Origin of the sequence: Microbispora rosea (assembly GCF_900156315.1) — a bacterium.
GTDB classification, from domain to species: Bacteria; Actinomycetota; Actinomycetes; order Streptosporangiales; family Streptosporangiaceae; genus Microbispora; species Microbispora rosea.
Genome location: NZ_FTNI01000003.1, coordinates 260,537 through 283,965 on the forward strand (window position 1 = coordinate 260,537; position 23,429 = coordinate 283,965).

The 23,429-nt window shown below is 72.3% G+C and carries 16 protein-coding genes, 2 tRNA genes and 1 riboswitch; of the genes, 7 read left to right on the top strand and 11 right to left on the bottom strand.

All coding sequences use genetic code 11. The features are described 5' to 3' along the window. Nucleotides 1-213: 213 nt before the first annotated feature. Together BXA11_RS06420 and BXA11_RS06425 are read left to right on the top strand one after the other, a co-directional pair. On the top strand, nucleotides 214-2,583 hold the full coding sequence (locus BXA11_RS06420; protein ID WP_076433536.1) for a WD40/YVTN/BNR-like repeat-containing protein: 2,370 nt from the start codon (nucleotides 214-216) through the stop codon (nucleotides 2,581-2,583). 162 nt (nucleotides 2,584-2,745) lie between these two features. Next, on the top strand, nucleotides 2,746-4,314 hold the full coding sequence (locus BXA11_RS06425) for a pentapeptide repeat-containing protein (RefSeq protein WP_076433819.1): 1,569 nt from the start codon (nucleotides 2,746-2,748) through the stop codon (nucleotides 4,312-4,314). A gap of 51 nt (nucleotides 4,315-4,365) precedes the next feature. Here the strand turns inward: BXA11_RS06425 and BXA11_RS06430 are convergent, their stop codons facing one another. The 4 genes from BXA11_RS06430 to BXA11_RS06445 all read right to left on the bottom strand — a co-directional run bounded on the left by BXA11_RS06430 (nucleotide 4,366) and on the right by BXA11_RS06445 (nucleotide 10,164). Then, on the bottom strand, nucleotides 4,366-5,421 hold the full coding sequence (locus BXA11_RS06430; protein ID WP_081903159.1) for a mechanosensitive ion channel family protein: 1,056 nt from the start codon (nucleotides 5,419-5,421) through the stop codon (nucleotides 4,366-4,368). Between the two features lie 43 nt (nucleotides 5,422-5,464). After that, nucleotides 5,465-6,469 carry a ribonucleotide-diphosphate reductase subunit beta gene (locus tag BXA11_RS06435; protein ID WP_231513675.1) on the bottom strand — a complete coding sequence of 335 codons (1,005 nt, stop codon included), beginning with the start codon at nucleotides 6,467-6,469 and terminating at the stop codon, nucleotides 5,465-5,467. After that, nucleotides 6,466-8,808 carry a ribonucleoside-diphosphate reductase subunit alpha gene (locus tag BXA11_RS06440; protein WP_076433539.1) on the bottom strand — a complete coding sequence of 781 codons (2,343 nt, stop codon included), beginning with the start codon at nucleotides 8,806-8,808 and terminating at the stop codon, nucleotides 6,466-6,468. Before BXA11_RS06440 ends, BXA11_RS06435 begins: the two co-directional genes overlap by 4 nt. A 136-nt stretch (nucleotides 8,809-8,944) precedes the next feature. Continuing rightward, nucleotides 8,945-9,180, bottom strand: a riboswitch (cobalamin riboswitch). Nucleotides 9,181-9,225: 45 nt separating this feature from the next. Continuing rightward, nucleotides 9,226-10,164 (bottom strand): Bug family tripartite tricarboxylate transporter substrate binding protein, encoded by a 939-nt coding sequence (locus tag BXA11_RS06445; protein ID WP_076433541.1) that lies wholly within the window; start codon nucleotides 10,162-10,164, stop codon nucleotides 9,226-9,228. Nucleotides 10,165-10,329: 165 nt separating this feature from the next. Between BXA11_RS06445 and BXA11_RS06450 the strand changes: the two genes are divergently transcribed. Then, nucleotides 10,330-10,572, top strand: coding sequence for a hypothetical protein (locus tag BXA11_RS06450; protein WP_143734115.1), 243 nt, complete (start codon nucleotides 10,330-10,332; stop codon nucleotides 10,570-10,572). A 125-nt stretch (nucleotides 10,573-10,697) separates the two neighbouring features. On the opposite strand, the gene BXA11_RS06455 is transcribed toward BXA11_RS06450, so the two are convergent. From BXA11_RS06455 to BXA11_RS06475, 5 genes are all read right to left on the bottom strand, one after another. Then, complete coding sequence (locus tag BXA11_RS06455) at nucleotides 10,698-10,973, bottom strand: hypothetical protein (RefSeq protein ID WP_030505146.1); 276 nt, start codon at nucleotides 10,971-10,973, stop codon at nucleotides 10,698-10,700. 96 nt (nucleotides 10,974-11,069) lie between these two features. After that, entirely contained in the window at nucleotides 11,070-12,887 is a 1,818-nt protein-coding gene (gene glmS, locus BXA11_RS06460; RefSeq protein WP_030505147.1) for a glutamine--fructose-6-phosphate transaminase (isomerizing), read from the bottom strand. A gap of 8 nt (nucleotides 12,888-12,895) precedes the next feature. Beyond that, on the bottom strand, nucleotides 12,896-13,171 hold the full coding sequence (locus BXA11_RS06465; RefSeq protein WP_030505148.1) for a hypothetical protein: 276 nt from the start codon (nucleotides 13,169-13,171) through the stop codon (nucleotides 12,896-12,898). Between the two features lie 113 nt (nucleotides 13,172-13,284). After that, nucleotides 13,285-13,935: a class I SAM-dependent methyltransferase gene (locus BXA11_RS06470; protein ID WP_076433545.1), complete on the bottom strand. Its 651-nt coding sequence runs from the start codon at nucleotides 13,933-13,935 to the stop codon at nucleotides 13,285-13,287. Between the two features lie 120 nt (nucleotides 13,936-14,055). Next, a complete protein-coding gene (locus tag BXA11_RS06475) occupies nucleotides 14,056-14,619 on the bottom strand; it encodes a DJ-1/PfpI family protein (protein WP_076433547.1) in 564 nt (187 codons plus the stop codon). 188 nt (nucleotides 14,620-14,807) lie between these two features. Here BXA11_RS06475 and BXA11_RS06480 point away from each other — a divergent pair. Together BXA11_RS06480 and BXA11_RS06485 are read left to right on the top strand one after the other, a co-directional pair. Next, nucleotides 14,808-14,879 (top strand) — tRNA-Gly (locus tag BXA11_RS06480). A gap of 25 nt (nucleotides 14,880-14,904) precedes the next feature. Beyond that, nucleotides 14,905-14,979, top strand: a tRNA-Val gene (locus BXA11_RS06485). 478 nt (nucleotides 14,980-15,457) lie between these two features. Here BXA11_RS06485 and BXA11_RS06490 read toward each other — a convergent pair. Further along, nucleotides 15,458-16,387 (bottom strand): hypothetical protein, encoded by a 930-nt coding sequence (locus tag BXA11_RS06490; protein ID WP_076433549.1) that lies wholly within the window; start codon nucleotides 16,385-16,387, stop codon nucleotides 15,458-15,460. 115 nt (nucleotides 16,388-16,502) lie between these two features. Further along, nucleotides 16,503-19,019, bottom strand: a complete 2,517-nt coding sequence (locus tag BXA11_RS06495; RefSeq protein ID WP_076433551.1) for a molybdopterin oxidoreductase family protein — start codon at nucleotides 19,017-19,019, stop codon at nucleotides 16,503-16,505. A gap of 228 nt (nucleotides 19,020-19,247) precedes the next feature. On the opposite strand from BXA11_RS06495, the gene BXA11_RS06500 reads away from it, so the two are divergent. Then, on the top strand, nucleotides 19,248-22,226 hold the full coding sequence (locus tag BXA11_RS06500; protein ID WP_076433553.1) for a helix-turn-helix transcriptional regulator: 2,979 nt from the start codon (nucleotides 19,248-19,250) through the stop codon (nucleotides 22,224-22,226). 80 nt (nucleotides 22,227-22,306) lie between these two features. Further along, nucleotides 22,307-23,428 carry an alpha/beta fold hydrolase gene (locus BXA11_RS06505; protein ID WP_076433555.1) on the top strand — a complete coding sequence of 374 codons (1,122 nt, stop codon included), beginning with the start codon at nucleotides 22,307-22,309 and terminating at the stop codon, nucleotides 23,426-23,428. Nucleotide 23,429: the final 1 nt, after the last annotated feature.

The following is a 23,429-nucleotide window of genomic DNA, read 5'->3' on the forward strand; positions in this document are numbered from 1 at the left end:
CGGCTCCGCCGGCGAGAACGTGCTGCTGGAGGCGGTGCACGGGCCGGCCTGTCCGTACGACGCGGCCGCACGGTACGGCCGATTACGGTCAAGAAGTATCTACCTTCGACAGATGTCGCATTGACCAAATACTGCCGCTCTCTTTACCTTTTGTCCCCTGCTGTCCGCTGGGGACGGGTACGAGGAGGCGTTGGTATGCGACGTAAGGTCCCAATGAGGCGGCATGCGCTGCCCGCGATCGGCGCGGCGGGGTTGCTTGCCTTCGCCGTGTCGGCTTTGACATTCCAGGGGCCCGCGTTCTCGGGTCAGGCCGCCCTGTCCGCGGGGAGCCAGACGAGCGCCTCCCTGCAAATTCCCGGTGAGGAGGAGGACGGCGGCCCCACCGAGCCGGCGGACTACCTCACCCAGAAGTTCACCTCCGGCCAGGACGTGACGCCCGCGCAGATCAAGCAGGCGGTCCAGCGGTCCAAGGCGCTCAAGCCGGGCAGCGGCACCTGGGACCTCCTCGGCCCCTCGAACATCGGAGGCCGCGTCACCGACCTGGCCGTCGACCCCGCCCACCCCGACACCTTGTACGTCGCGGCCTCCGGCGGCGGCGTCTGGAAGAGCACGGACGCCGGCGACACCTTCGAGCCGGCCTGGCCGAACGACAACACGCAGACGGTGGGCGCGCTCACGATGGGCCCCGACGGCACGTTGTGGGCCGGCACCGGCGAGGCGAACCCGTCCGGCGGCGGTCTGACCTACTTCGGCGACGGCGTCTACAAGTCGACCGACGGCGGCCGGCACTGGCAGCAGTGGGGTCTCACCGAGAGCGCGGCGATCGGCAAGATCGTCGTCGATCCCACGGACCCGCAGACGGTCTTCGTCGCGGCCGCCGGGAACCTGTCCGGGTCCGCGAGTGAGCGCGGCATCTACCGGCTGACGAACGGCGGCAAGGACTGGAAGCTCGTCCTGCCGACGCCGAACGCCACCACGGGCGGCGTCGACCTGGCGATCGACCCGACGAACCCCAAGCGCATCTTCGCGACGTTGTGGGACCACCAGCGCAACAGCGGCCGCCGCCTCTACGGCGGCGTCGGCTCCGGCCTGTTCCGCTCGGACGACGGCGGACAGACGTGGAAGCGGCTGGAGAACGTGACCGGCCGGCATGCCTCGGACGCCACGGGCACCGGCCTGACGAGCGACGCGAGCCTCGGCCGCATCGGAGTCGCGATCGCCCCGAGCGACCCGAACCGGGTCTACGTGATCTCCGGCAACACGTACGGTGCCGACAAGGGCTTCTACGTCTCGGACGACGGCGGCGACTCGTTCGCGCCGAGCGGCCGCGCGGGCGGCTCGAGCGGCTACGAGTGGTGGTTCGGGCGGCTGTGGGTCGACCCGAAGGACGAGAACCACCTGTTCAACGCCGACGTGAACCTGCGCGAGTCCAAGGACGGCGGCGCGACGTGGGCCACCTCCAGCGGACCGCACTCCGACCAGCACATGGTGCAGTGGGACCCGAACGTCCCGAGCCGCGTCTACCTCGGGAACGATGGCGGTGTCTACCGCTCCGACACCAATGGCGCGACCCGCTCGTGGATCCACGGGACGTACCAGCCGTTCAACCAGTCGTACCACCTCGCGGTGGCCAGCGACGACCCGACCCGGCTCGCCTCCGGCCTGCAGGACAACGGAAGCCACCGCACCTGGACCGCCACCGCCGCGCCTTCGGACCTCACGCAGTGGAACTCCTACGGCGGCGGTGACGGCCACTACGTCGTGATCGACCCGAGCGACCACAACATCTACTACGAGTGCTCCCAGGGCGGAAGCTGCACGCGGCACGAGGACGCGAACGGCACCACCCGCAACATCCGTTTCGGGACGCGGCACTCCTCGCGGATCACGACGGACGCCCCGGTCGTCCTCGACCCGAGCAACCCGTCGGTCGTGTACTTCGGCGGCAACGTGCTCGACCGGTCGACCGACCGCGGCACGACCTTCACGCAGATCAGCCCGCCCGGAGACTTCCTCACCGGACCGGTGCCGGCGGAACAGGACGACCCGGGGTCGTACGGAGGCATGTACTCCACGATCACCGCGATCGGCCCGGCGAAGACCGACGGCAACACGATCTACGTCGGCACCGACACCGGCCGGCTCTGGAAGACGACCGACCTCGGCGCCACCTGGACCGAGTTCACCGGCAAGGGCCTGCCCGTCCGGTGGGTCAACTCGATCGTGGTCGACCCCTCCAACGCCGACCACGTGTACGTGGCCTACTCGGGCTACCGCGAGGGCGACAACGCGGCGAACATCTGGGAGACGACCGACGGCGGAAACAGCTGGAAGAACATCAGCGGCAACCTGCCCAACGCGCCGGTCGAGATGCTCGCGTACGACCAGCCGAGCGACCAGCTCTACGCGGCGACCGACTTCGGCGTCTTCTACGACAAGAACGGCAAGAAGAACTGGAAGCGGGTCGGCGCCGGCCTGCCCAACACGCCGGTGCTCGACATCACGATCACCGGTGACCGCAAGACGCTGTACGCGGCGACGTTCGGCCGCAGCGTCTGGAAGATCGCGCTTCCGCAGCAGTAACCGGTCACACCCCTGACGGTCGAGGAGGGCGGGCCCACAACGGGCCCGCCCTCCCTGCGTTTCCGGGCAGGGTCATCTCCGGAAGCGGCCCGGTGCCGCAGCCGATTCGATCGCGCCCGATTCGATCGCGTCCGAAGATCGCGCACATATATGGTCGGCCCCATGGCAAGATCGCGGCCTCCTTTCCACCGGCTCACCTCCGCCGAGCGACGGCTGTGGGAGGCCTATCCCACCGGCGCCTGGGTCGACCTGCGCGAGGGCCACGAGGCGGACCCTTCCTCCGGCGGTTCCTGGGGCCGTTCCCGCGTGGTCCGGGCGGAGGTGATCTCCGCCCTGGTGCTCGACCGGGGCGCCGGCGGGTCGGCCCGGGTGCCGGGCGTCCGGCTCGCCGGGGCCAGGATCATCGGCGATCTCAACCTCTCCGACGCCACGATCGAGGCGAAGGTCCACCTGCTCGACTGCCACATCGCCGGAACGGTCTCGTTCAACGACGCCAGGACCAGGGGCGTACGACTGCGGCGCTGCGACATCCTCCGCTTCCGGGCCAGCCGGGCCACGATCGACGGGCTGCTCGACGTCGACGGATCGACCGTCCATGCGGGGGTGCGCCTGGACAACGCCCATGTGACCGGACAGCTCCGGCTCTCCGGCACACGGGTCGGCACCCCCGGTGAGGCGCCGTACCGGGAACCGGGGGCGGACCCGTCGGAGGCGGGCTCCTGGAACGGCCCCGAGGGATCGGAGGAGCCGCGCACCTGGGAGTCGGTCGCGCTGTGGGCCGGCGGGCTGGTCGTGGACGGCAGCGCCTTCTTACGCGACATGCGGGCCACGGGCGGCCTGCGGCTGATCGGCGCCCGCTTCTCCAGCGGGCTCTACCTCCAGGGCGCCGTCGTCACCGCGGACGGCATCCCCGCCCTGCACGCCGACCACCTGCAGGCCGCCGCGGCCGAACTCGGCGCGGGCTTCACCGCGCAGGGCACCGTACGGCTGCGCGGCGCCCGGATCGGCGGGGTCCTGTCGTTCCACGGGGCGGTGCTGCGGGCGCCTCGCCGGGTGCTGCACCTGAGCCACATGCAGGCCGACGAACTCATCCTGCTGCCCGAGTCGATCGAGGGCGAGGTCAACCTCGGCTACTCCCGATTCGGCGTGCTGTTCGACCGTCCGGAGAGCTACCTGGGCGACGTGCGGCTCAACGGGCTGACGTACGAGTCGCTGCGCGGCCCCGCGACCCTGGCCGACCGGCTCTCCTGGCTGCGGCGCGACCCCGGAGGCTACTACCCCCAGCCGTACGAGCAGCTCGCCGCCTACTACCGGCGCATCGGCCACGAGCCGGACGCGCGCCGGGTGCTGCTGGCCAGGCAGCGGGCGCGGCGGCGGACGCTACGGCTGCCCGGGCGGCTGTGGGGGCGGCTGCTCGACGGGCTCGTCGGGTACGGATACCGGCCCTGGCTCGCCGGACTGTGGGCCGCGCTGCTCCTCGCGACGGGCACGGCGATCTTCACGCAGTGGCCGCCGCACCAGATCGGGCTGGACGAGTCGCGCCACTTCAACGCCTTCGTCTACACGCTCGACCTGCTCGTGCCGGTGAGCGTGTTCGAGCAGCGAGGCGCCTGGGAGCCGGCCGGATGGACCCAGTGGCTGGCGAACGGCCTGATCGCCGCGGGCTGGATCCTCGCCACCGCGCTCATCGCCGGCGCGAGCAGGCTCCTGCGGCCGTCCAACGCCTCCTGACACCGTCACCGCTCTTACGGCCCGGTTCGAGGAGAGGGCCGAGGAGACGGCTCAGCGCGCGGGAGTGTCGACGCGCAGGCGCGGAAGGCTCTCGGGGTACTTCTCCCGGACGAACTTCACCAGGTGCTCGCGGATATCGCAGCGCAGGTCGAAGGCGCTCGCGGAGTCGGCCGCGCTCATCAGGGCGCGCAGCTCGACCAGCCCCTCCGGGGTGATGTCGGTGACCTGCAGCGTCCAGTCCTTCTGGTCCCACAGCGGGTTCTCGCGCAGCGCCCGGTAGAGCTCGGTGCGCACCTCGTCGACCGGGATCGACCAGTCCACCCGGAGGTACACGCTGCCGAGGATGCGGCTCTCGTGGCGCGTCCAGTTCTCGAAGGGGTTGCCGGTGAAGTAGGACACGGGCAGGATGAGCCGCCGCTCGTCCCACAGGCGCAGCGCCACGTAGGTGAGGGTCAGCTCCTCGATGCGGCCCCACTCGTCCTCCACCACGACCACGTCGTCGAGCCGCAGCGCGTCGCTGAAGGCGAGTTGCAGCCCGGCCAGCAGGTTGCCGAGCGTGGACTGGGCCGCGATGCCGCCCACCACGCCCGCGATCCCGGCGGAGGCGAGCAGTCCCGCGCCGAGCGCCCGCACCTGCGGGAAGGTGAACAGCATCGCCCCCAGCGCGAGCACCACCACGACCGCCGCCGACACCCGGCGCACCAGCGCGATCTGGGTGCGGATGCGCCGGGCGCGGCGGTTGCGCTCGCCCTCGACCCGCGTGAGCCGGTCGAGGACGACGTCGGTCACCGCGTACGCCGCCTGGATCAGCAGCCAGGTCACGCACGCGATCAGCAGCAGCGCGAGCACCCGCTGGAAGCCGTGGGAGCCCGATCCGGGCATGCCGGGGTCGTAGGCCGCCTTGACGGTGCCCGTCACGGCCGAGGCGAAGCCCGGCCAGGTGCACCGGCGCACGAACGGCCCGGCGAGCGCCCACCGCTCCCCTATCAGGCGCGATTTCAGCACCCGCCGGACCAGTTCCACCGCGACGATCGCGGCGGCCACGGCGATCGCCAAGGTCGCCCAGTTCCACGCTGCCGTTGTGACGGCGCCCCCTGTCGTCGTCATGGCGTTCCCTTTGCCCTTTATGGCAGCGCCGAAAACCGACAGATCAGAAGGTTTCGTCGAAGCTGACGTCGCCCTCGACGGCCACCTGGTAGGCCGAGACGCGGCGCTCGAAGAAGTTCGCCAGCTCCTGCACGTCCTGGAACTCCATGAACGGGAAGGGGTTGTCCGTGCCGTACCGCACGGGCAGGCCGAGCCGGGTGAGCCTGCGGTCGGCGACGTACTCCAGGTAGCGCCGCATGTTGCCGGCGCTCATGACGCCGTGCCCGTCGCCGCACAGGTCGCGGGCGAAGGCGAGCTCGGCGGCGACCGCCTCCTCCATCATCCGCGTCACCTGGGCCGCCAGCTCGTCGTCGAACAGGTCCGGCTCCTCGCGGCGCACGGTGTCCACCACCTCGAAGGCGAACTCCATGTGCATCGACTCGTCGCGGAACACCCAGTTGGTGCCGGTCGCGAGGCCGCCGAGCAGGCCCCGCGAGCGGAACCAGTAGACGTAGGCGAAGGCGCCGTAGAAGAACAGTCCCTCGATGCAGGCGGCGAAGCAGACGAGGTTGAGCAGGAAGGCCCGCCGGTCCTCCCGGGTCTCCAGCCGGTTCAAGGCGCTGATCGAGTCGATCCAGCGGAAGCAGAACTCGGCCTTGTCGCGGATCGACGGGATGTGCTCGACGGCGGCGAACGCCTTGACCCGCTCGTCGTGGTCGGGCAGGTAGGTGTCCAGCAGGGTCAGGTAGAACTGGACGTGCACCGCCTCCTCGAACAGCTGACGGCTCAGGTAGAGCCGCGCTTCGGGGGCGTTGACGTGCTGGTAGAGGTTGAGCACCAGGTTGTTGGCCACGATCGAGTCGCCGGTCGCGAAGAACGCCACGAGCCGGTTGATCAGGTGCCGCTCTCCCTCGTCGAGGGTCGCGAGGTCGGCGAGGTCGGAGGCGAGATCGACCTCCTCGACCGTCCAGGTGTTCCTGATCGCCGCGCGATACCTCTCGTAGAACCCCGGGTAGCGCATCGGGCGCAGGGTCAGGTCCATACCGGGGTCGAGCAGCATCGTTCTCATTGGCATGCCTCGCAGATCTCCGGGTTCTCAAGGGAGCGGTTTTCGAGGGAGCAGGCGACCGCCTCGACCGGCGCCATGGCCGGCACGGTCGTCTGGGCGATCCGCGTCGCCGGGCGGGAGCGCAGGTAGTAGGTGGTCTTCAGGCCCGACCGCCAGGCGTAGGCGTACATCGAGGAGAGCTTGCCGATGGTGGGGGCGGCCATGAAGAGGTTGAGCGACTGCGACTGGTCCACGTACGGCTGCCGCGCGGCGGCCAGGTCGATGAGCGCCTTCTGCGGCAGCTCCCAGGCGGTGCGGTAGAGCGTCTTGAGCTCGTCCGGGACGGCGGCGATGTCCTGGATCGAGCCGTCGTTGAGCTTGATCGCGTCGCGCATCGACCGCGTCCACAGGCCGAGGGCCTGGAGGTCCCGCACGAGATACCGGTTGACCTGGAGGAACTCCCCCGACAGCGTCTCCCGCTTGAAGACGTTGGACACCTGCGGCTCGACGCACTCGTAGCAGCCCGCGATCGAGGCGATCGTGGCCGTCGGCGCGATCGCGATCAGCAGGGAGTTGCGCAGCCCGGTCTCCGCGATCCTGGCCCGCAGCGCGGCCCACTCCCCGGGGTGGACCGGGGCGCACGGATAGTGGTCGAGGTGCAGGACGCCGTCCGCCGCCCGCGTCTCCTCGTACGCCGGGTGGCGCCCGCGTTCCACGGCCAGGTCGGCCGAGGTGCCGTACGCCGCGAGCGCGATCTCCTCGGCGATGCGGCTGGACAGGGCGAGCGCCTCCGGCGAGTCGAACGGCAGGCGCAGCGCGAAGAACACGTCGGCGAGGCCCATGACGCCGAGCCCCACGGGCCGCCACCTGCGGTTGGCCGTCTCCGCCTCGGGCGTCGGGTAGAAGCCGAGGTCGATCGTCCGGTCCAGGAACCCTACGGCGGTGCGGACGGTGGCGCGGAGCCTGCCGAAGTCGACGCCGTCGCCCTCGGCGGTCAGGTGCGCGGCGAGGTTGACCGAGCCGAGGTTGCACACGGCCGTCTCGCCGTCGCCGGTGACCTCCAGGATCTCGGTGCACAGGTTGGACAGGTGGATGACGTTGCCGGGCCGCGCGGTCTGGTTGGAGGCGCGGTTGGAGGCGTCCTTGAACGTCATCCAGCCGTTGCCGGTCTGGGCGAGCGTGCGCATCATCCGGGCGTACAGGGCACGGGCCGGCACCTGCCGTACGTATCGCCCGGCGGCCTCCAGCTCGCGATAGCGGGCGTCGAACGCCTCGCCCCACAGGTCGGTCAGCTCGGGGACGTCCTTGGGGTCGAACAGCGACCACGTTCCGTCCGCCTCGACCCGGCGCATGAACTCGTCGGGCACCCAGTTGGCCAGGTTGAGGTTGTGTGTGCGGCGCGACTCCTCGCCCGTGTTGTCGCGAAGCTCCAGGAACTCCTCGATGTCGGCGTGCCAGGTCTCCAGGTAGACGCAGGCCGCACCCTTGCGCCTGCCGCCCTGGTTCACGGCCGCGACCGACGCGTCGAGCGTGCGCAGCCACGGCACGATGCCGTTGGACAGGCCGTTGGTGCCCCGGATCAGCGAGCCGCGCGAGCGCACCCGCGTCCAGGCGATGCCGATGCCGCCGGAATACTTCGACAGCCGCGCCACCTGGCCGTACCGCTCGTAAATGCTCTCCAGCTCGTCGCGGGGCGAGTCGAGCAGGAAGCACGACGACAGCTGCGGCCGGCGCGCGCCCGAGTTGAACAGCGTCGGCGAGCTGGGCAGGTAGGCCAGCGCGGACATCAGGCGGTACAGCTCGGCGGCCTCCGCCACCGTGGCCGACAGGCCGCAGGCGACCCGCAGCAGGAAGTGCTGCGGGCGTTCGAGCACGCGCCGGGTGACCGGGTGGCGCAGCAGGTAGCGGTCATAGACCGTGCGCAGCCCGAAGTACTCGAACCGGTCGTCGGCCGCCGAATCGATCAGCGCGTCGAGCGCCTCGGCCTCGTCGGCCACGAACGCGGCGACGGCGTCGCCCAGCAGCCCGGCGGCGTGGGCGGCGGCGACCGACTCGGAGAACGTGCGCACCCCTTCGGCCGCCGCCTCCTCCGCGATCAGCCCGCTCAGCAGCCTGGCCGCCCGGCGCGAGTTCTCCGGGTCGGCGATGACTCCGGCGGCCGCCTCCTCGATGGCCTGCCAGACCCCCGCCGCGTCCCCCGTGTCCCCCGCGCCGTCCGGGCCGGCCGGGGCCCGCCGTACGGGGGCGGGGACCGAGCCGGGCGGGGTGCCGGGTCCGGGGTTCCCCGCCGAGGCCCGCGGCCCGCCGCGCTCCGCTGACGCGGGGTCCGCGGACGCGGAGGCCGGGTCGGTGATCGTCATCAGATGCCCTCTCCTCGTCGTCTCGTGTCCCGGCCGGACCGGAGGGAGGCATGCCGCGGCGCACGCGCACGAGAGGGAACTCGTGCCGTGACGGTACGGCGAGCCCACCCGCGGGGCCCGGCGCGGGGCGCGCGCCCATGCGCGCGCATCGCCGGCAGGTCTTCGGACTCGCGGGCATCCGGCCGGGCTCGCGCCCGCCGGTCCTACTGGCCGTCGCTTCCCGGGCGCGCTCGCGCCCAGTGCTTACGACACGGCGCCTGAGGCGCCGTGCCGTGACGGCGGTCGTTCCCGCTCACCGCTGCGGGGCAGTCCCGGGTTCGCACCGGGTTCCCTCTTGCCTCACCAAGGTGAACCAGCAACGCGATGGATCCTACATCTTGTGGCCCTTCCCGCAAGCGCCCCCACAAGTTGTGTTTTTCAGCGGAGTCCGAGATCATTGAGCAGCAGGGCCGTACGGCGCGCCTCGCCGACGAGCCATTGGCGGAAGTCGTCGCCGTCGAGCCACATCGGCGTCCAGTCGTTGCGGTCGCACAGGCTCTGCCAGCCCGGAGTGTCGGCGACGGCCCGGCACAGATCGAGCAGGGCGTCCTGCTCGGGCGTGCCGCGCGGGGCGATCAGCCCCGTCCAGTCGGCGAACACGACGCGTACGCCCGACTCCGACAGCGTCGGCGCGTCCACCCCGGGCAGCCGCTCCGCGGAGGAGACGGCGAGCGGCCGCAGCCGTCCGGCGCGCACATGGGGGGCGACCTCCCGCCTGCTGCCGAACCCGAGCGCGAGCCGCCCGTCGAGGACCGCGGCGACAGCCTGCGCCCTGCTGCCGAACGCGACGTAGTCGAGCAGGCGGGGGTCGGCTCCCAGGCCCCGTGCGGTCATGCCGAGCAGCAGGTGCTCGGGGCCGCGGTCGGCGCCGCCCGCGACCCTGGGCCCCCCGGGGTCGCGCAGCAGCGCGGCGGCGAACTGGTCGAACGTGCGGTAGCCCGAGTCGGGCGAGGCGACCAGCACCTCCCACTCCCCCGCCAGCCGTGCGAGCGGCACGGCCCTGGCCACCAGGAGCGGGTCGCGGGCCAGCGCGCAGGCGGCGAGCAGCGCGGAGTCGGCGACCACCAGATCGGTCCCCGACCCGCCCGGGCGGGCGAGAGCCCTCCCGCCGTCGCCCGCCTCCCGCCTGATCCGTACCGCCCGGGCCCAGCCGCGCCCCTCGACGAGCGACTTGAACCCGGCGGCGACGCCGTCCCCGCACCCTCCGGGCGGGCCCGGGACGGCCAGGGAGAGCTCCCCGCGGCGCGGGGGCGCCTGGACGCCGCACGCGCCCGCCAGGGCCAGGACTCCCAGTGCGAGGACCGTACGGCGTCGCATTCCGGCACCCTCCTACCCGAAGAGTCCCTTACACGCACAGACTATGAGTAACTACACCATGTCACCACATAACGGACGTTACGACTGCGGTGATCGGTGGGCGTCCCGCGGCGGTGGCCTGCGGGAGCACGAGCGCCATGCCGCTTGCCGCCGGAGGACGTGGACATGCGGGAGGGCGGGCCCGATGAGGTCGTCGAGCGATACGGCATGCCGCCCCTGGGCGCCTCGCCCGTCGGGGCCCCCGCGGGCCGCTGGGAGGTTTCGGGACAGACCCTCGAGTACGACCCGGTGACGCGGCTGGACGTGCTGGGACCGGGCACCGGGTGGGAGCACGTCTTCGCGGTGATGCGGGCGCTGGCGCAGCGGTTCGGGCCCGAAGGCGTGCGCCTGGTCGTCTGGTTCGACTGAGACGCCCCCGAGCTCGCTGCTTCCGGCACGTCAGATCCGTCAGACTCGGCACCCGTACAGGACCGCGGCGACCCCTTCACCGGCTCGTCACGCCGCGCCGGACTCCGCCGGTCCTCCCCCTCGCCTCACTTCCCGAGCAGGGCGTCGCCCACGAGTTGGACGGCATATCCGACCACCGCGCCGAGGAGCAACTGGGCCCACTGCGTCCGATTGAGACGCGCCTGGAGAAGGTTCACCAGCTCCTCCAGCTCGGTCCGCTGCGGCGCCGACTCGGGCAACTGCTGCCGGGCGATCTGCCGTACGCGCCCGAACTGCTCACGGCTCCGGCGTGCGGCCCGCACCAGGATGAACACGAGTACGGCGATGACGGGCAGCGCCATCACGAAGTAGGTCACATGCATACCCGTACATCGGCGCCGGGCCGCGCGGCATTGCGCGGAACCCCGGACCGTACGGCCCGCACCGGGCGGGCGCGGGCCGTACGGGGAGCGGAGGGGCTATTCGACCGTCACACTCTTGGCGAGGTTGCGCGGACGGTCGACGTCGCGGTCCAAGGCGACGGCGGCGTGGTAGGCGAACAGCTGCAGCGGGATCGTGAGCAGGATGGGGTCGAGCTCGACCTCGTTCTTGGGCACCACGATGCAGTCGTCGGCCGCCTCGGAGGTGCGGTGGCCGACCATGAGGATGCGCCCGTGCCTGGCCCGGATCTCGCCCAGCGTGGTGAGGTTCTTGTCCAGCAGCTCGTCGTCCGGGACGATCGCGACCGTCGGCAGCTCGGGGCTGATCAGCGCGAGCGGGCCGTGCTTGAGCTCGCTCGCCGGGTACGCCTCGGCGTGGACGTAGGAGATCTCCTTGAGCTTCTGGGCGCCCTCGCGGGCCACCGGGTAGCCGCGCACCCGGCCGACGAACATCATGCCCGGCGCGTCGGCGTACTTCTTCGCCAGCTCCTTGATCCGGTCCTCCAGCGTGAGGATCTCCTTGATCTGCTCGGGCAGCCGGCGCAGGCCCTCGCAGATCCTGCGGCCGTCGGCCGGCGACAGGTCGCGTACGCGGCCGAGGTGCAGGGCGAGCAGCGCGAACGCCACGGCCGTGGAGATGAACGCCTTGGTCGAGGCCACCGAGACCTCGGGACCGGCGTGCAGGTAGATGCCGCCGTCGGTCTCCCTGGCGATGGCGCTGCCGACGGTGTTGACGATGCCGAGCACCCGGCCGCCCTTGCGCTTGAGCTCCTGCACCGCCACGAGCGTGTCGTACGTCTCACCCGACTGGCTGATCGCGACGTACAGCGTGTCGGGCTCCACGACGGGGCTGCGGTAGCGGAACTCGGAGGCGGGCTCGGCGTCGGCGGGGATGCGGGCCAGTTCCTCGATGAGCTGCGCGCCCATCTGCCCGGAGTAGTACGCGGACCCACAGCCGATGATCTTCACGCGGCGGAAGGAACGGATCTCGCGGGCGTCCATGTTGAGGCCGCCGAGGTGGGCGATGTGGAACCGGTCGTCGATGCGGCCGCGCAGCGTGCGGGCGACCGTGTCGGGCTGCTCGGAGATCTCCTTGAGCAGGTAGTGCTCGTAACCGCCGTTGTCGTAGTGCCCGGCGTCCCAGTCGACCGTGAACGGCTCCTTGGCCGTCTCCCTGGCGTCGCTGGTGAACGTGTTGAACCCGTCGGCCTTGATGACCGCCAGCTCGCCGTCCTCCAGGTGGACGACCTGCCGGGTGTAGCGGATGAGCGCGGCGACGTCGGAGGCGGCGAACATCTCCTTCTCGCCGAGGCCGAGCACGATCGGGCTGCCGTTGCGGGCCACCACGATCTCGCCGGGGCGCTGCTCGTCGATGACGGCGATGCCGTACGTGCCGACCACGCTCTTCAGCGCCCGCAGCACGGCCTCCCGCAGCGACTCGGTCTCCTTGACCATCCGCCCGATGAGCTGCGAGAGCACCTCGCTGTCGGTCTCGCTCTCGAACTTCACGCCCTCGCCCTCAAGGCGGCGGCGCAGCTCGTCGGCGTTCTCGATGATGCCGTTGTGCACGACGGCGATCCGCTGCTCCTGGTCGAGGTGCGGGTGCGCGTTCACGTCACTCGGCGCGCCGTGGGTGGCCCAGCGGGTGTGCCCGATGCCGATCGTGCCCTTGAACTTCGCGGGAACCGCCGCCGCCAGGTCGGCGACCCGGCCCTTGACCTTGCGCGTCTTGAGGCTCTTGGCGTTCACGACGGCGAGGCCGGCCGAGTCGTAGCCGCGGTACTCCAGCCGCTGGAGACCTTCGAGCAGGATGGGCGCCGCGTCCTTCGGCCCGACATAAGCGACGATTCCGCACATAACCGCTCCTATCCGTAAACGATCCGCCGGAGCTGGCGCAGGGTCAGCTCCGGTGCCGCGACACGTCTTCCCGCGAGCTCGGCGGAGATTCTGGGGAAGATCTGGTCGTTGGTCAGCCCCCTCGACTTGAGTTCGCCGTGGCGGCGCCGCACGTACTCTTCCGCGGGCTCGCCGAAGTACGCCAGGACGTCGGCCACCACGCGGGCCGCCTCCCCCGGCCCCAGTGAGGTGGTCCGGGTGAGGTGGCCGATCAGATCCTCGAAGGGATGCCGTGCCGTGGACACAGAGCAGGACCCTAACGCAGCGCTGATACCGACTATCAAGTTTCCTGCCCGTTTTCGGGCAGGATCAGTCCCGAAACAGTCCTCGGCGCGGCCCGGACTTCCCCCGCCGGCTCCTACCGTCCGCGCATCAGCAGACGGCCCTGGCGGAACCGCTCACCTTCGAGAGGCTCGCGCAGCATCCGTCCCACCTCGGTGAAGCCCGCCTCGCGCGCCAGCTCGGCGAGGTCGTCGATCGGCCATCGGTACGCGGGCGTCACCTTGTGGTCGAACTCCGTCACCGCGTCGCCCCCGGATTCGAAGAAACCGAGCAAGAGGTGACCGCCCGGAGCCAGGACGCGGCGGAACTCGGCGAAGTACGGCGGCAGTTCCCGCGGTGGCGTGTGGATGAGGGAGTACCACGACACGATGCCGCTCAGCTCGCCGTCGGCGAGGTCCAGCGCGTGCATGGACCCGACCTCGAAGCGCAGCCCGGGGTACGCCTCACGGGCGAGCTCGATCATCCGGGGTGACAGGTCGATGCCGAAGACGTCCAGCCCGAGCCCCTGGAGGTGCGCCGTCACATAGCCGGGGCCGCAGCCGAGTTCGGCGACGGGCCCGGCGTGGGGGCCCGCGCCGTCGGCCCGCACGGAGTCGGCGAACGCGGCCAGCGCCGCGCGGTCCAGCGGCAGACGGTCGAGCGAGTCCCGGAAGAGATCGGCGTAGAGGACGGCGACGGCGTCGTACGCGTCGGCCGTCGCGGTGAGATAGGGGGCGGATTCGGTCATGGCGGATGACTCTAGTGCCTGGGCCCACGCCGCGCGGACCGCCGGACGAGTGGCGCGCGGGGCCGCCGGCGTTCGGGGGCGGATCAGGGCAGAGCCGCCCCCGCGGGCCGGCCTGGGCGATCAGGTCGCCGGGGCGGCGGCGCGCAGCACTTTCATGAACGCGCGCATCCACGCCGGGTGGTCCGGCCAGGCCCGACCGGTCACGAGGTTCTGGTCGACGTGCGCCTCGCTGTCGACCCACGTGCCGCCGCCGTTCTCGACGTCGAGCGCGCAGGCGGGGTAGGCGCTGCTCTCCCTGCCCTTCAGCACCCCGGCGGCCGCGAGCACCAGCGGCCCGTGGCAGAGCGCGGCGATCGGTTTGCCGGCTTCCGCGAAGTGGCGGGCGATCTCCTGGACGTCCCGGTCGCCGCGGATGTACTCGGGGGCGCGGCCGCCGGGGATCACCAGCGCTACGTACTCGTCCGGGTTCACGTCGGAGAAGGCGACGTCGGCCGCCCAGGTGTGGCCCGGCTTCTCGGTGTAGGTGTCGAAGCCCTCCACGAAGTCGTGCACCACGAACTGCAGCCTCTTGGCGGACGGCGCCGCGATGTGCGCCTCGTAGCCCTCCTCGAGAAGTCGCTGGTACGGGTACATCACCTCCAGGTCCTCGGCCGCGTCACCGGTGAGGATGAGCACCTTCGCCATGGCGTAACCCCCTCGTGCGTACGGTTGCCGCCTCATCCTGCGCGTGGCCTCCCCGGCCGGTCAACGTCTCGCCTCGCTTCGGTCAGGTGGCGCGTGCGCGCCTGGAGATTGGAGTCGGTTGGCACCGGCACCCTCCGGGATCCGCTAGAGTTGTTCACGCGTCGCCGGGAAAAACGCGGGCGATGGCTGCGGAAGTGGCTCAGTGGTAGAGCATCACCTTGCCAAGGTGAGGGTCGCGGGTTCGAATCCCGTCTTCCGCTCGGAGTCCGGACAAGATCCGGGCACGGACGATTAGCTCAGCGGGAGAGCGCTTCCCTGACACGGAAGAGGTCACTGGTTCAATCCCAGTATCGTCCACCAGCCACAGAAACCCCGGCCCAGGCCGGGGTTTCGTCGTCTTCCCACCCGATCGCATCCGGCAGCGGAGGCGTCGGCCACGGGGCCACCCCCGGATCGTCAGGGAGTCGGTCGCCCAATCGATCGCGCCGGTCGCCGCGCGGGCCGCGTACGACTGCTCCGCTCCGGCGGCATGCCGGAATGGGAGTCATCGCGGTGAAACGCCAACGCCCGCGTGTCCTCACCGCGTCGGATGATCGTCGACGGCGCCGGCCGACCGAATGCGGCCGGCGCCGCCGAGAAATCGCGGCACGGCACTCCACTTTTCCGGCGAGAGGCATTCCCACCGCCACCGGCACGCCCCCGCCAAGAGCACCGGTATCACGATGGGCACGGCCGCTCCCTGCCGGTCGCCGGCGCCGAGATAATCTTCTATCAATTACTCCCCGGAGGGCACAATCCATTAAACCGGAAATCACCCGATGCTTGTCTAGATTTCCTCTTAATGACGGCCTTTGTCGCCGTTTCCCTGACTACGAGACGGCACGACGAGAACCTGCGGCGCGGCCTGGTGCATCCGGGTGCGCAGCCACAGCAACTGGACGGCCGTTTCGGGGGCGCAGTCGCGGGCGAGGCCGAGCAGGTCGTCGTCCCTGAGCCCGCGGGCGGCCTGCGCGACGACGCTCCACGACAGGTCGCACCCGGTGGCGAGGAGATACAACCCGTGCAGGTCCCGCAGCAGCGCGAGGCCGCCGCCGTCCCCGCCGCCCGGGCCCGGCGTCACGCGGGGGCGCCGTGCCGTCCCGGCCTCCGAGCCCTCGGAAACCTCCCTCTCCCGTTCCACGGCCCTGCGAACCGCCCGCGGAAGGTCCGCCGTCTCCAGGCCCGCGGCCTCGAATCCCCCGCCGTCGATACTCGCGGCGTCGAAAGCCCCCGCGTCGAAACCCCCCGCGTCAAGGCCACCCGTATCGAGGCGGCCCCTATCAAAGCCCGCGGCGTCGAAACGGCCGGCGTCGAAAGCACCCGTATCAAAGCGCCCGGCATCGAAACCGGAATCGAACCCACCCGCGTCGAAACCGGCGTCGAAACCCGTGTCGAAACCGGCGTCGAAACCGGTGGTGAACCCTGGGACGTCGAACCCGCCGGAGTCGAACCCGGAGGCCGCGAGGCCCGGCGCCTCCAGCCCCTGAGGCCTCACCCCGGGCGCCTGCGACTGCGCGGGACGCGGATCGCGAAGGCCCCCGGATCGATACCTCCGGAGGAAGGGCTCCAGCCGCTCGGTGTGATCGCGGCACTGCGCGGCCAGGCGCTCGCAGACGCCGCACAGGTCGTACTCGCGGGGATGGCCGCGCCGCAGCGCGCGGAATCCCGACGACAGCGCGTGCTGCGTGCGGGACAGCGTCTCCAGATAGCGCGCCAGATGCTCGCTCACGGCTCATCCCATCCGCGGGCGGCGTCCCCCCAAGCGGTGCGTGTGCCTGCAAGGGCCATATGTCGTCGCTTCCTTCCGGTAGGCCGACCCACCTCATCTCCGGCGATCGCGGACGTCAGACCTCCTCGTATCGCTCCGGCGCCTCCCCTCCCCCCGCTGCGGCCGTCACCTCGGGCCGCGCGGTCGCGGCGCAGCCGAGGCGCGTGGCGGCGGCCGAGTAGAGGCCCTCCCCCACGGCGGCCTCACCGCGCCGCCCGGCCTTCACGAGCCGGACCGCCGCGGCCGTGCGCAGCGGCCGGCGGGACACCGGGTCCCACGCGGTGAGCGTCAGCTCCGCCGCCGCCCGCGTCAGGGCCTCGTCCTGCCCGTCGAGCGGCAGCACCACGACTCCCCGGCGTACGCCCGACAGGCGCGCGACGGCCTCCAGCACGCCGAGGGGCGACTCGGCCCTGACGAGGTCGCCGTCCTCGATGCCGAGCGCCGCGGCGTCACCGGGGTGGACCTCCAGGCACGGCCCGGCGGGGAACGGCTCGGGCACGGCGTCGCCGAGACCGGCCGGCCGGGCCGGGCAGCCGCGCGGCCCCGGGCGGGCGGCGAGGACCAGGGGGTGATCGTCGTCGGTCACCTCGGGAGACGGCTCGAAATCGGCGGCGTGGAGAAAGGCCCGTCCGCCGGGGTTGTCCGCGCGGTATCGCTCCTCGCCGTACTCGGCCCCCGTGGCGAGGTCGGCCCCGAACGTCTGGCAGTCCCCCGGCGCGGTGGGGAAGCGCCCCCCGGCGTACAGCCGTTCGACGCCGTGGGAGCCGGCCGGCGTGCAGGGCCACTGGACGCCGCCGGCCCGCAGCCGGTCGTAGCTGATCCCGGTGTGGTCGCACGGACGGCCCCTGGTGCACGCCTTCCACGCCTCGAACGCCGACTCGGCGTCCGTCCAGTGCACGAGCGGCCGGCCGTCCCGGTCGCGCAGGTCCATCCGCCGCGCGTAGTCGAGCAGGATGTCGAGGTCCGCCCTGGCCTCCCCCGGCGGCTCGACGGCCTTCTCGCACAGGTGCACCGTGCGGTCGGCGCCGGTGACGGTGCCGGTCTTCTCGCCCCAGACCGCCGCCGGGAGCACCACGTCGGCCAGCCGCGCGGTCTCGGTCAGGTAGGAACCCTGGACGACGACGAACAGGTCATCCCTTGCGAGGATCCGGTCGAGGCCGGGCATCGTGGCCGCCGGGTCGGAGGCCGTGATCCACAGCAGCCCGATCGAGCCCTGCTCGGCGTACCTGAGGATCTGGGTCGCGTGCGTGGCCGGCCCCCAGTGCGGGATGACGGCGGGGTCGACGTTCCACAGGTCCGCCAGCTCGCGCACGTGCCCGGGGTCGGCCCAGTTGCGCAGTCCGGGCAGGTCCGCGGCCGAGCCCGCCTCCAGCGCGTCGCATCCGGGTCCGCCGAGCTGGAACAGCCCGGCCCCCGGCCGGCCGAGCATGCCGCGCAGGAGGTGGACGTTGTTGACCTGGCAGGCGGCGGCGGTCGCCTGGTTGGACCCGAGGAAGGCCGGGCCCACGGTCGACACCAGCCGTTCGGCCGCGCCCAGGATCTCGGCGGCCTGCTCGATCCGCGCGACCGGCACCGCGCAGATCTCCGCCGCCCGCTTGGCGGGGTACGCCTCGACGATCCGCCACAGCCGTTCGAACCCCACGGTGTGCGCGGCGACGTAGGCGCCGTCGTGCCAGCCGCCCGCGATCAGTTCGTGCAGCAGGCCGTTGAGGAGGGCCACGTTGGTGCCGGGACGCACGTCGAGGTGGACGTCGGCCTCCAGGGCCGCCGCCGTCCCCTCCGGGCCCACCGCGATCATGGCGGGCGGCCGGGATCCGAGCCGCCTGTCGAGCATGCGGTCCCACAGCACGGGGTGGGTGACGGCGCAGTCGTGTCCCCACAGCGCGAGCGCGTCACAGTGGTCCACGTCGGTGTACGAGCCGGGCTGGCCGTCGGTGCCGAAGCTCGCCGCGAGCGCGGCCGCGGCCGCCGCCGCGCCCCAGCGGGTGTCGCCGTCCATGTGCGGGGTGCCGATCCCCGCCTTGCCGACGACGGCGAGGGTGTAGTGCTCCTCGAGGAAGAGCCGCGTGCCGGTGTGGAAGGCGAGACGGCCCCAGCCGCCGGGGCGGGCGAGCAGTTCCCGCGATCGCGCGACGACGCGGTCCATCGCGACGTCCCACGTCGCCTCCACCAGCCGCCCGTCCCCGCGGACCCCGCCGTCACGGACCCCGCCTTCACGGACCAGAGGGCGGGTCAGCCGGCCCGCGTGGGGTTGCCAGGCGTGCCACTCCCGGGGGTCGAGCCTGCCGTGGTTGACGCGGTCGCCGGCCCGGCCGCGCACGCCCACGACCCGGCCGCCGCGCACCGCCAGGTCGAGGGCGTCGCCGTTGGAACCCGACGCGGACACGGCGGGCACCCAGCGCTCGGCGTCCGGCTCTGCGACGCCGTCCTCAGAGAAGATGTCCACACGCACCGGCCAGGGGCTGCCGAGGCGGATGACCGGGGGAAGCGCGTCGCGCATGTGGCTCGGCAGGGCCGCGGCCAGCCGTTCCACCGCGTCGGGAGGTCCGTACGGCGTGCGCCGCCCCCTGGGATCGGCGATCCGGTCCAGCACCTGGCACCTCCGCGGTGACGACGTGTGAACGAGGCGTCCCGTACCCGGTGCCATGCGGCTCTGATCCCGGAATCGCCCGAACTGACCGGTTCCTTTTCGAATACTTTCCATAGGGTGTCAATGCCGGACCTGCCCCCTGTGCGGGTCCCGTGATCTGTAAAGTGCATTTACTGGGTGTTGTCGGCGCGGCCGGCGGGTGCGGCCCGCGTGTTCGCGTGTGGGGTGCGAATGGACGGACGCACGACCGGTCCGGTCGTCACGGGCACGTCCGCGCCACTCGTCGGACGGCGGGACGCGCTGGCCGCGCTGCGGGGCGCGCTTGCCGCGAGCCGCCGCGACGGGTTCCAGTTCCTCGCGCTGGCCGGCGAGCCGGGTGCGGGGAAGACGCGGCTGCTCGGCGAGCTCGCGGCGATGGCCGGAGGGGACGGCTTCACCCCTTTGTGGGGACGCGCCGCCGAATACGAGCAGATGCTCCCCTACAGCGCACTCGTGGACGCGCTCGACGACCATCTCGACGCCCGCCGGGAGGAGGTCGTCAGGACCGTGGGATCCGGGCAGGCCGCGCTGCTGTCCGGCGTCTTCCCCGGGCTCGCGGCCGACGACGCCCCGATCGGCGGCGCACTGCCCGGCGACGAGCCCGCGCTGGCCGACGACCGCAGCGGCCTGGCCCGATATCGGCTCTACCGGGCCGTACGGCACCTGGTGGGCGGGCTGGCCGGGACCGCCGGCCTGCTGCTGGTGCTCGACGACGTCCACTGGTCCGACGACGGCACGCTCGAGTTCCTCGACCACGTCGTGCGGCACCCGCCCGCCGGCCCGGTGCTGATGGCCGTGGCCTACCGCCCGGCCCAGGCCGCCCCGCGCGTGGCCAGGCTGGCCGCGGCGGCCGGGCCGCGCGGCCACGAGGTCGCGGTCGGCCCGCTCAGCGCGGCCGAGGTCCGGCAGTTCCTCGGCCCCGACGTGAGCCGGGGACGCGGCACGGCCCTGTACGAGGCCAGCGGCGGCAACCCGTTCTATCTGGAGGCGCTGGCCCGGATGGGCGGCACGGACGTGACCGAGCTGCCGCCGACCGTGCTCGCCGCGCTCCAGGTCGAGCTGGGCGACCTGTCCCCCGGCGCGCTGCTGGTGGCCCAGGCCGCCGCGGTCGCCGCCGACGAGTTCGAGCCGGCCGTCGCCGCCGTGGCCGCCGAGGTGCCGCCGGCCGCCACGCTGGCCGCGCTGGACGAGCTGGTCGAGCGCGACATCGTCCGCAGCACGGGCGGGCGGTTCCGCTTCCGCCACCCCCTCGTGCGGCGGGCCGTCTACGAGTCGGCGGCCGCGGGCTGGCGTCTGGGCGCGCACGCCAGGATCGCCGCCCACCTGGCCGAGCTGGGCGCCCCGGCGACCGTACAGGCCCACCATGTGGAGCATTCGGGGTCATTCGGCGACCGGCGGGCGGTGGAGGTGCTGGTGGACGCGGCCCGCGCGGTGACCGCGCACGCGCCGGCCACCTCGGCGCACTGGCTGCAGGCGGCGCTGCGGCTCATGCCGGACGACGCCGCGGCCAGGGAGGACCGGCTCGCCCTGATGCTGGAGCTGAGCTGGGCCCAGGGGATCAGCGGCAGGCTGGCCGAGGGCCGCGACACCGCCCGCGAGCTGCTGCGCATGCTGCCCGAGGACGACTACCCCCGCAGGGGCCGCGCGGCCCGGGTCTGCGCGCTGATGGAGCGCCAGCTCGACCGCCCGCAGGAGGCCAGGGCGCTGCTGCTCGACGAGCTCAGCCGGATGCCCAACCCGCGGGCGGCCGCCGCGGTGCCGATGCGGATGCGCCTGGTCGCCGAGAGCATGATGCGGGTGGACTTCCGGGCCGCCCAGGCCGTGCTCGACCTGATGCCCGACAACGCCGACGACTGGGAGCCCGGCCTCGCGGTCGCGGTGGCGGCGCTGCGCCCGATGCCCGCCCTGGCGGCCCGCCGTACGGACGACGCGATGCGCTACGCCGAGATCGCCGGCAAGCTGCTCGCGGACGCGCCGGACGAGCACCTGTCCGAGTGGCTGGACGCCATCGCCTGGCTCTGCTGGGCCGAGTCCTACCTGGGCCGTTACGGTGAGGCGCTGCGGCACTTCGACCGGGCGGCGGCCGTCGCGCGGTCGACCGGGCAGACCTACATCCTGACCAACCTGCTTGCGGGCCGGGCCAAGACGCTGGTGGCGACGGGCCGCCTGGCGGAGGCCAGAGCCACCGCCGAGGAGTCCGTCGAGGGGGCCAGGCTGCTCGACTCCGGCCAGCAGCTCGTCTTCGCGCTCACCCAGCTCTGCCTGGCCGAGTCGTGGAGCGGCGACGACGAGGCGGCCGTCCGCGCCGGCGAGGAGGCCGTGCGCTGCGGCGTCGGTGCGGGCGAGACCTGGGAGGCCACGGCCCGCTACGCGCGGGGACAGGCCCTGGTCAACGCGGGCCGGTTCGCCGACGGCGTCGAGGCGGTGCTGGACGCGTGCAACCGGTTCGATTCGCCGCGGGTGGACCCGGGAACGCTGCTCCAGGCGTGCGAGACGCTCGCCTACGCGGACGCCTCCCGCGAGACGAGCACTGGGGTCGACGCTGGGGCCGGCACTGGGGTCGGCACTGGGGTCGACGCTGGGGCCGGCACGGAGGCGGCCGCGCGGGCGGCGCAGTGGGCGGCGCTCGCCGTGCGGCTGGAGGAACCGCGCCTGCCGGCCTACTGCGGCTTCGCCGCGCTCGCCCGCGCCCACGCGCTGGCGCGTCAGGACCCGTCCGCCGCAGCCCAGGCCGCGGAGGAGGCGGCCCGCCTGCTGGCGGCGGGCGAACGGCGGCTCGACGCGGGCCGGGCCCTGCTCACCGCCGGGCTCGCGCATCTCGGAGTGCCCGGCGGCCGGAGCCGCGCCAGGGAGAACCTGCGCGCCGCGGCCGAGGTCTTCGACTCCTGCGGCGCCCGCGCGCTCAAGGCGCGTACCGAGCGTGAGCTGCGCCGCCTCGGCGTACGGGTGGGCGGCGGCGCGACCACGGCCGCGGGCGGGGAGGCGGCCAGGTTCGGGCTGTCGCCCCGGGAGCTGGAGGTGGCGCTGCTGGTCGCCGAGGGGCTGACCAACCAGCAGGTCGCCCAGCGGCTCTTCCTCAGCGTCCGCACGGTGGAGACGCACCTGTCGCGGATCTTCGCCAAGCTGGAGGTGACCTCCCGGGTCGGCGTGGCGACCGCCCTCACGCGGTGAGTGCCGGCAAGTACGGGTTTTCCACGATGTCGCCGCTATGGCTGGTCTTGAGATCGTAGCCCCGGCAGAAAGGCGATCGGATGGAACACCGCATACCCCGGTTCACGCTTGACGGCGTGCGGGACGCCGAGGTGACGGTTCATCCGTTCGCCACCGAGGACGAGCTGGGGTTACAGCTCACCCGGTTCCGCAGCCACGACACGCCGGCGCAGGGGGCGCAGGACGACGTCGTGCTGCTCGTGCACGGACTGACCTCGTCGAGCGACATGTTCATCATGCCGGAGCACACGAACCTGGTCGGGTTCCTGCACGACAACGGGTTCGGCGACGTGTGGGCGCTGGACTTCCGGATGAGCAACAGGTTTCCGTACACCATGGAGACCCGCAGGCACACGCTGGACGACATCGCCCAGTACGACCACCCGGCAGCACTGCGCGAGATCCGCCGCCACGTGGGGGCGCGGCGGATCCACGTGGTGGCCCACTGCCTGGGGTCGGTGAGCTTCCACATGAGCCTGTTCTCCGGCGCCGTGAGCGGGATCGCCAGTGTGGTCGCCAACAGCGTCGCGCTGACGCCCCGGGTGCACCCCTGGGCCCGCCTCAAGCTCACCCTCGGCCCGGCGCTGCTGGAGTACGGCACGGGCCTGTCCTACCTGGACCCGCGGTTCAGGGACGCGCCCCCGCTGACGCGGCGGTGGCTGCTGGCCCGCGCCGTCTCCTTCTTCCATCCCGAGTGCCGGGAGGCCGCCTGCCACATGCAGAGTTTCATGTGGGGCAGCGGCAGGCCCGCGATGTACCGTCACGGCAACCTCACGCCGAGCACGCACCTCCACGAGCGGCTCGCCGACCTCAACGGCGCCAGCGACCTGCACTACTACCGGCACGTGCGGAAGATGGTGGCCGCCGGGCGCGCGGTGAAGCACGACCCGGGCGACCCGAGGTTCACCGCGCTGCCGGACGACTACCTCGTCAACGCGGCCGACGTCGACACGCCCATCCTGTTCCTGACGGGCGACCACAACGACGTCTTCACCGACTCCAACATCGTCTGCCACCGCCTCCTGTCGAGGGAGGCGCCGGGGCGGCACGAGCTGCGGGTCCTGCCCGGCTACGGGCACATCGACCCCCTGATCGGCAAGAACGCGCACCGGGACGTCTTCCCGCACATCCTCGACTTCCTGAAGCGGCACAGCGGTCGCTGAC

Coding starts and splice junctions, on each gene's coding strand:
- BXA11_RS06455 (WP_030505146.1), bottom strand. CDS start 10,973: ATGCATGTGACCTACTTCGTGATGGCGCTGCCCGTCATCGCCGTACTC.
- BXA11_RS06440 (WP_076433539.1), bottom strand. CDS start 8,808: ATGACGATCACCGACCCGGCCTCCGCGTCCGCGGACCCCGCGTCAGCG.
- BXA11_RS06470 (WP_076433545.1), bottom strand. CDS start 13,935: ATGACCGAATCCGCCCCCTATCTCACCGCGACGGCCGACGCGTACGAC.
- BXA11_RS06425 (WP_076433819.1), top strand. CDS start 2,746: ATGGCAAGATCGCGGCCTCCTTTCCACCGGCTCACCTCCGCCGAGCGA.
- BXA11_RS06475 (WP_076433547.1), bottom strand. CDS start 14,619: ATGGCGAAGGTGCTCATCCTCACCGGTGACGCGGCCGAGGACCTGGAG.
- glmS (WP_030505147.1), bottom strand. CDS start 12,887: ATGTGCGGAATCGTCGCTTATGTCGGGCCGAAGGACGCGGCGCCCATC.
- BXA11_RS06435 (WP_231513675.1), bottom strand. CDS start 6,469: ATGAGAACGATGCTGCTCGACCCCGGTATGGACCTGACCCTGCGCCCG.
- BXA11_RS06420 (WP_076433536.1), top strand. CDS start 214: ATGAGGCGGCATGCGCTGCCCGCGATCGGCGCGGCGGGGTTGCTTGCC.
- BXA11_RS06450 (WP_143734115.1), top strand. CDS start 10,330: ATGCGGGAGGGCGGGCCCGATGAGGTCGTCGAGCGATACGGCATGCCG.
- BXA11_RS06430 (WP_081903159.1), bottom strand. CDS start 5,421: ATGACGACGACAGGGGGCGCCGTCACAACGGCAGCGTGGAACTGGGCG.
- BXA11_RS06445 (WP_076433541.1), bottom strand. CDS start 10,164: ATGCGACGCCGTACGGTCCTCGCACTGGGAGTCCTGGCCCTGGCGGGC.
- BXA11_RS06505 (WP_076433555.1), top strand. CDS start 22,307: ATGGAACACCGCATACCCCGGTTCACGCTTGACGGCGTGCGGGACGCC.
- BXA11_RS06500 (WP_076433553.1), top strand. CDS start 19,248: ATGGACGGACGCACGACCGGTCCGGTCGTCACGGGCACGTCCGCGCCA.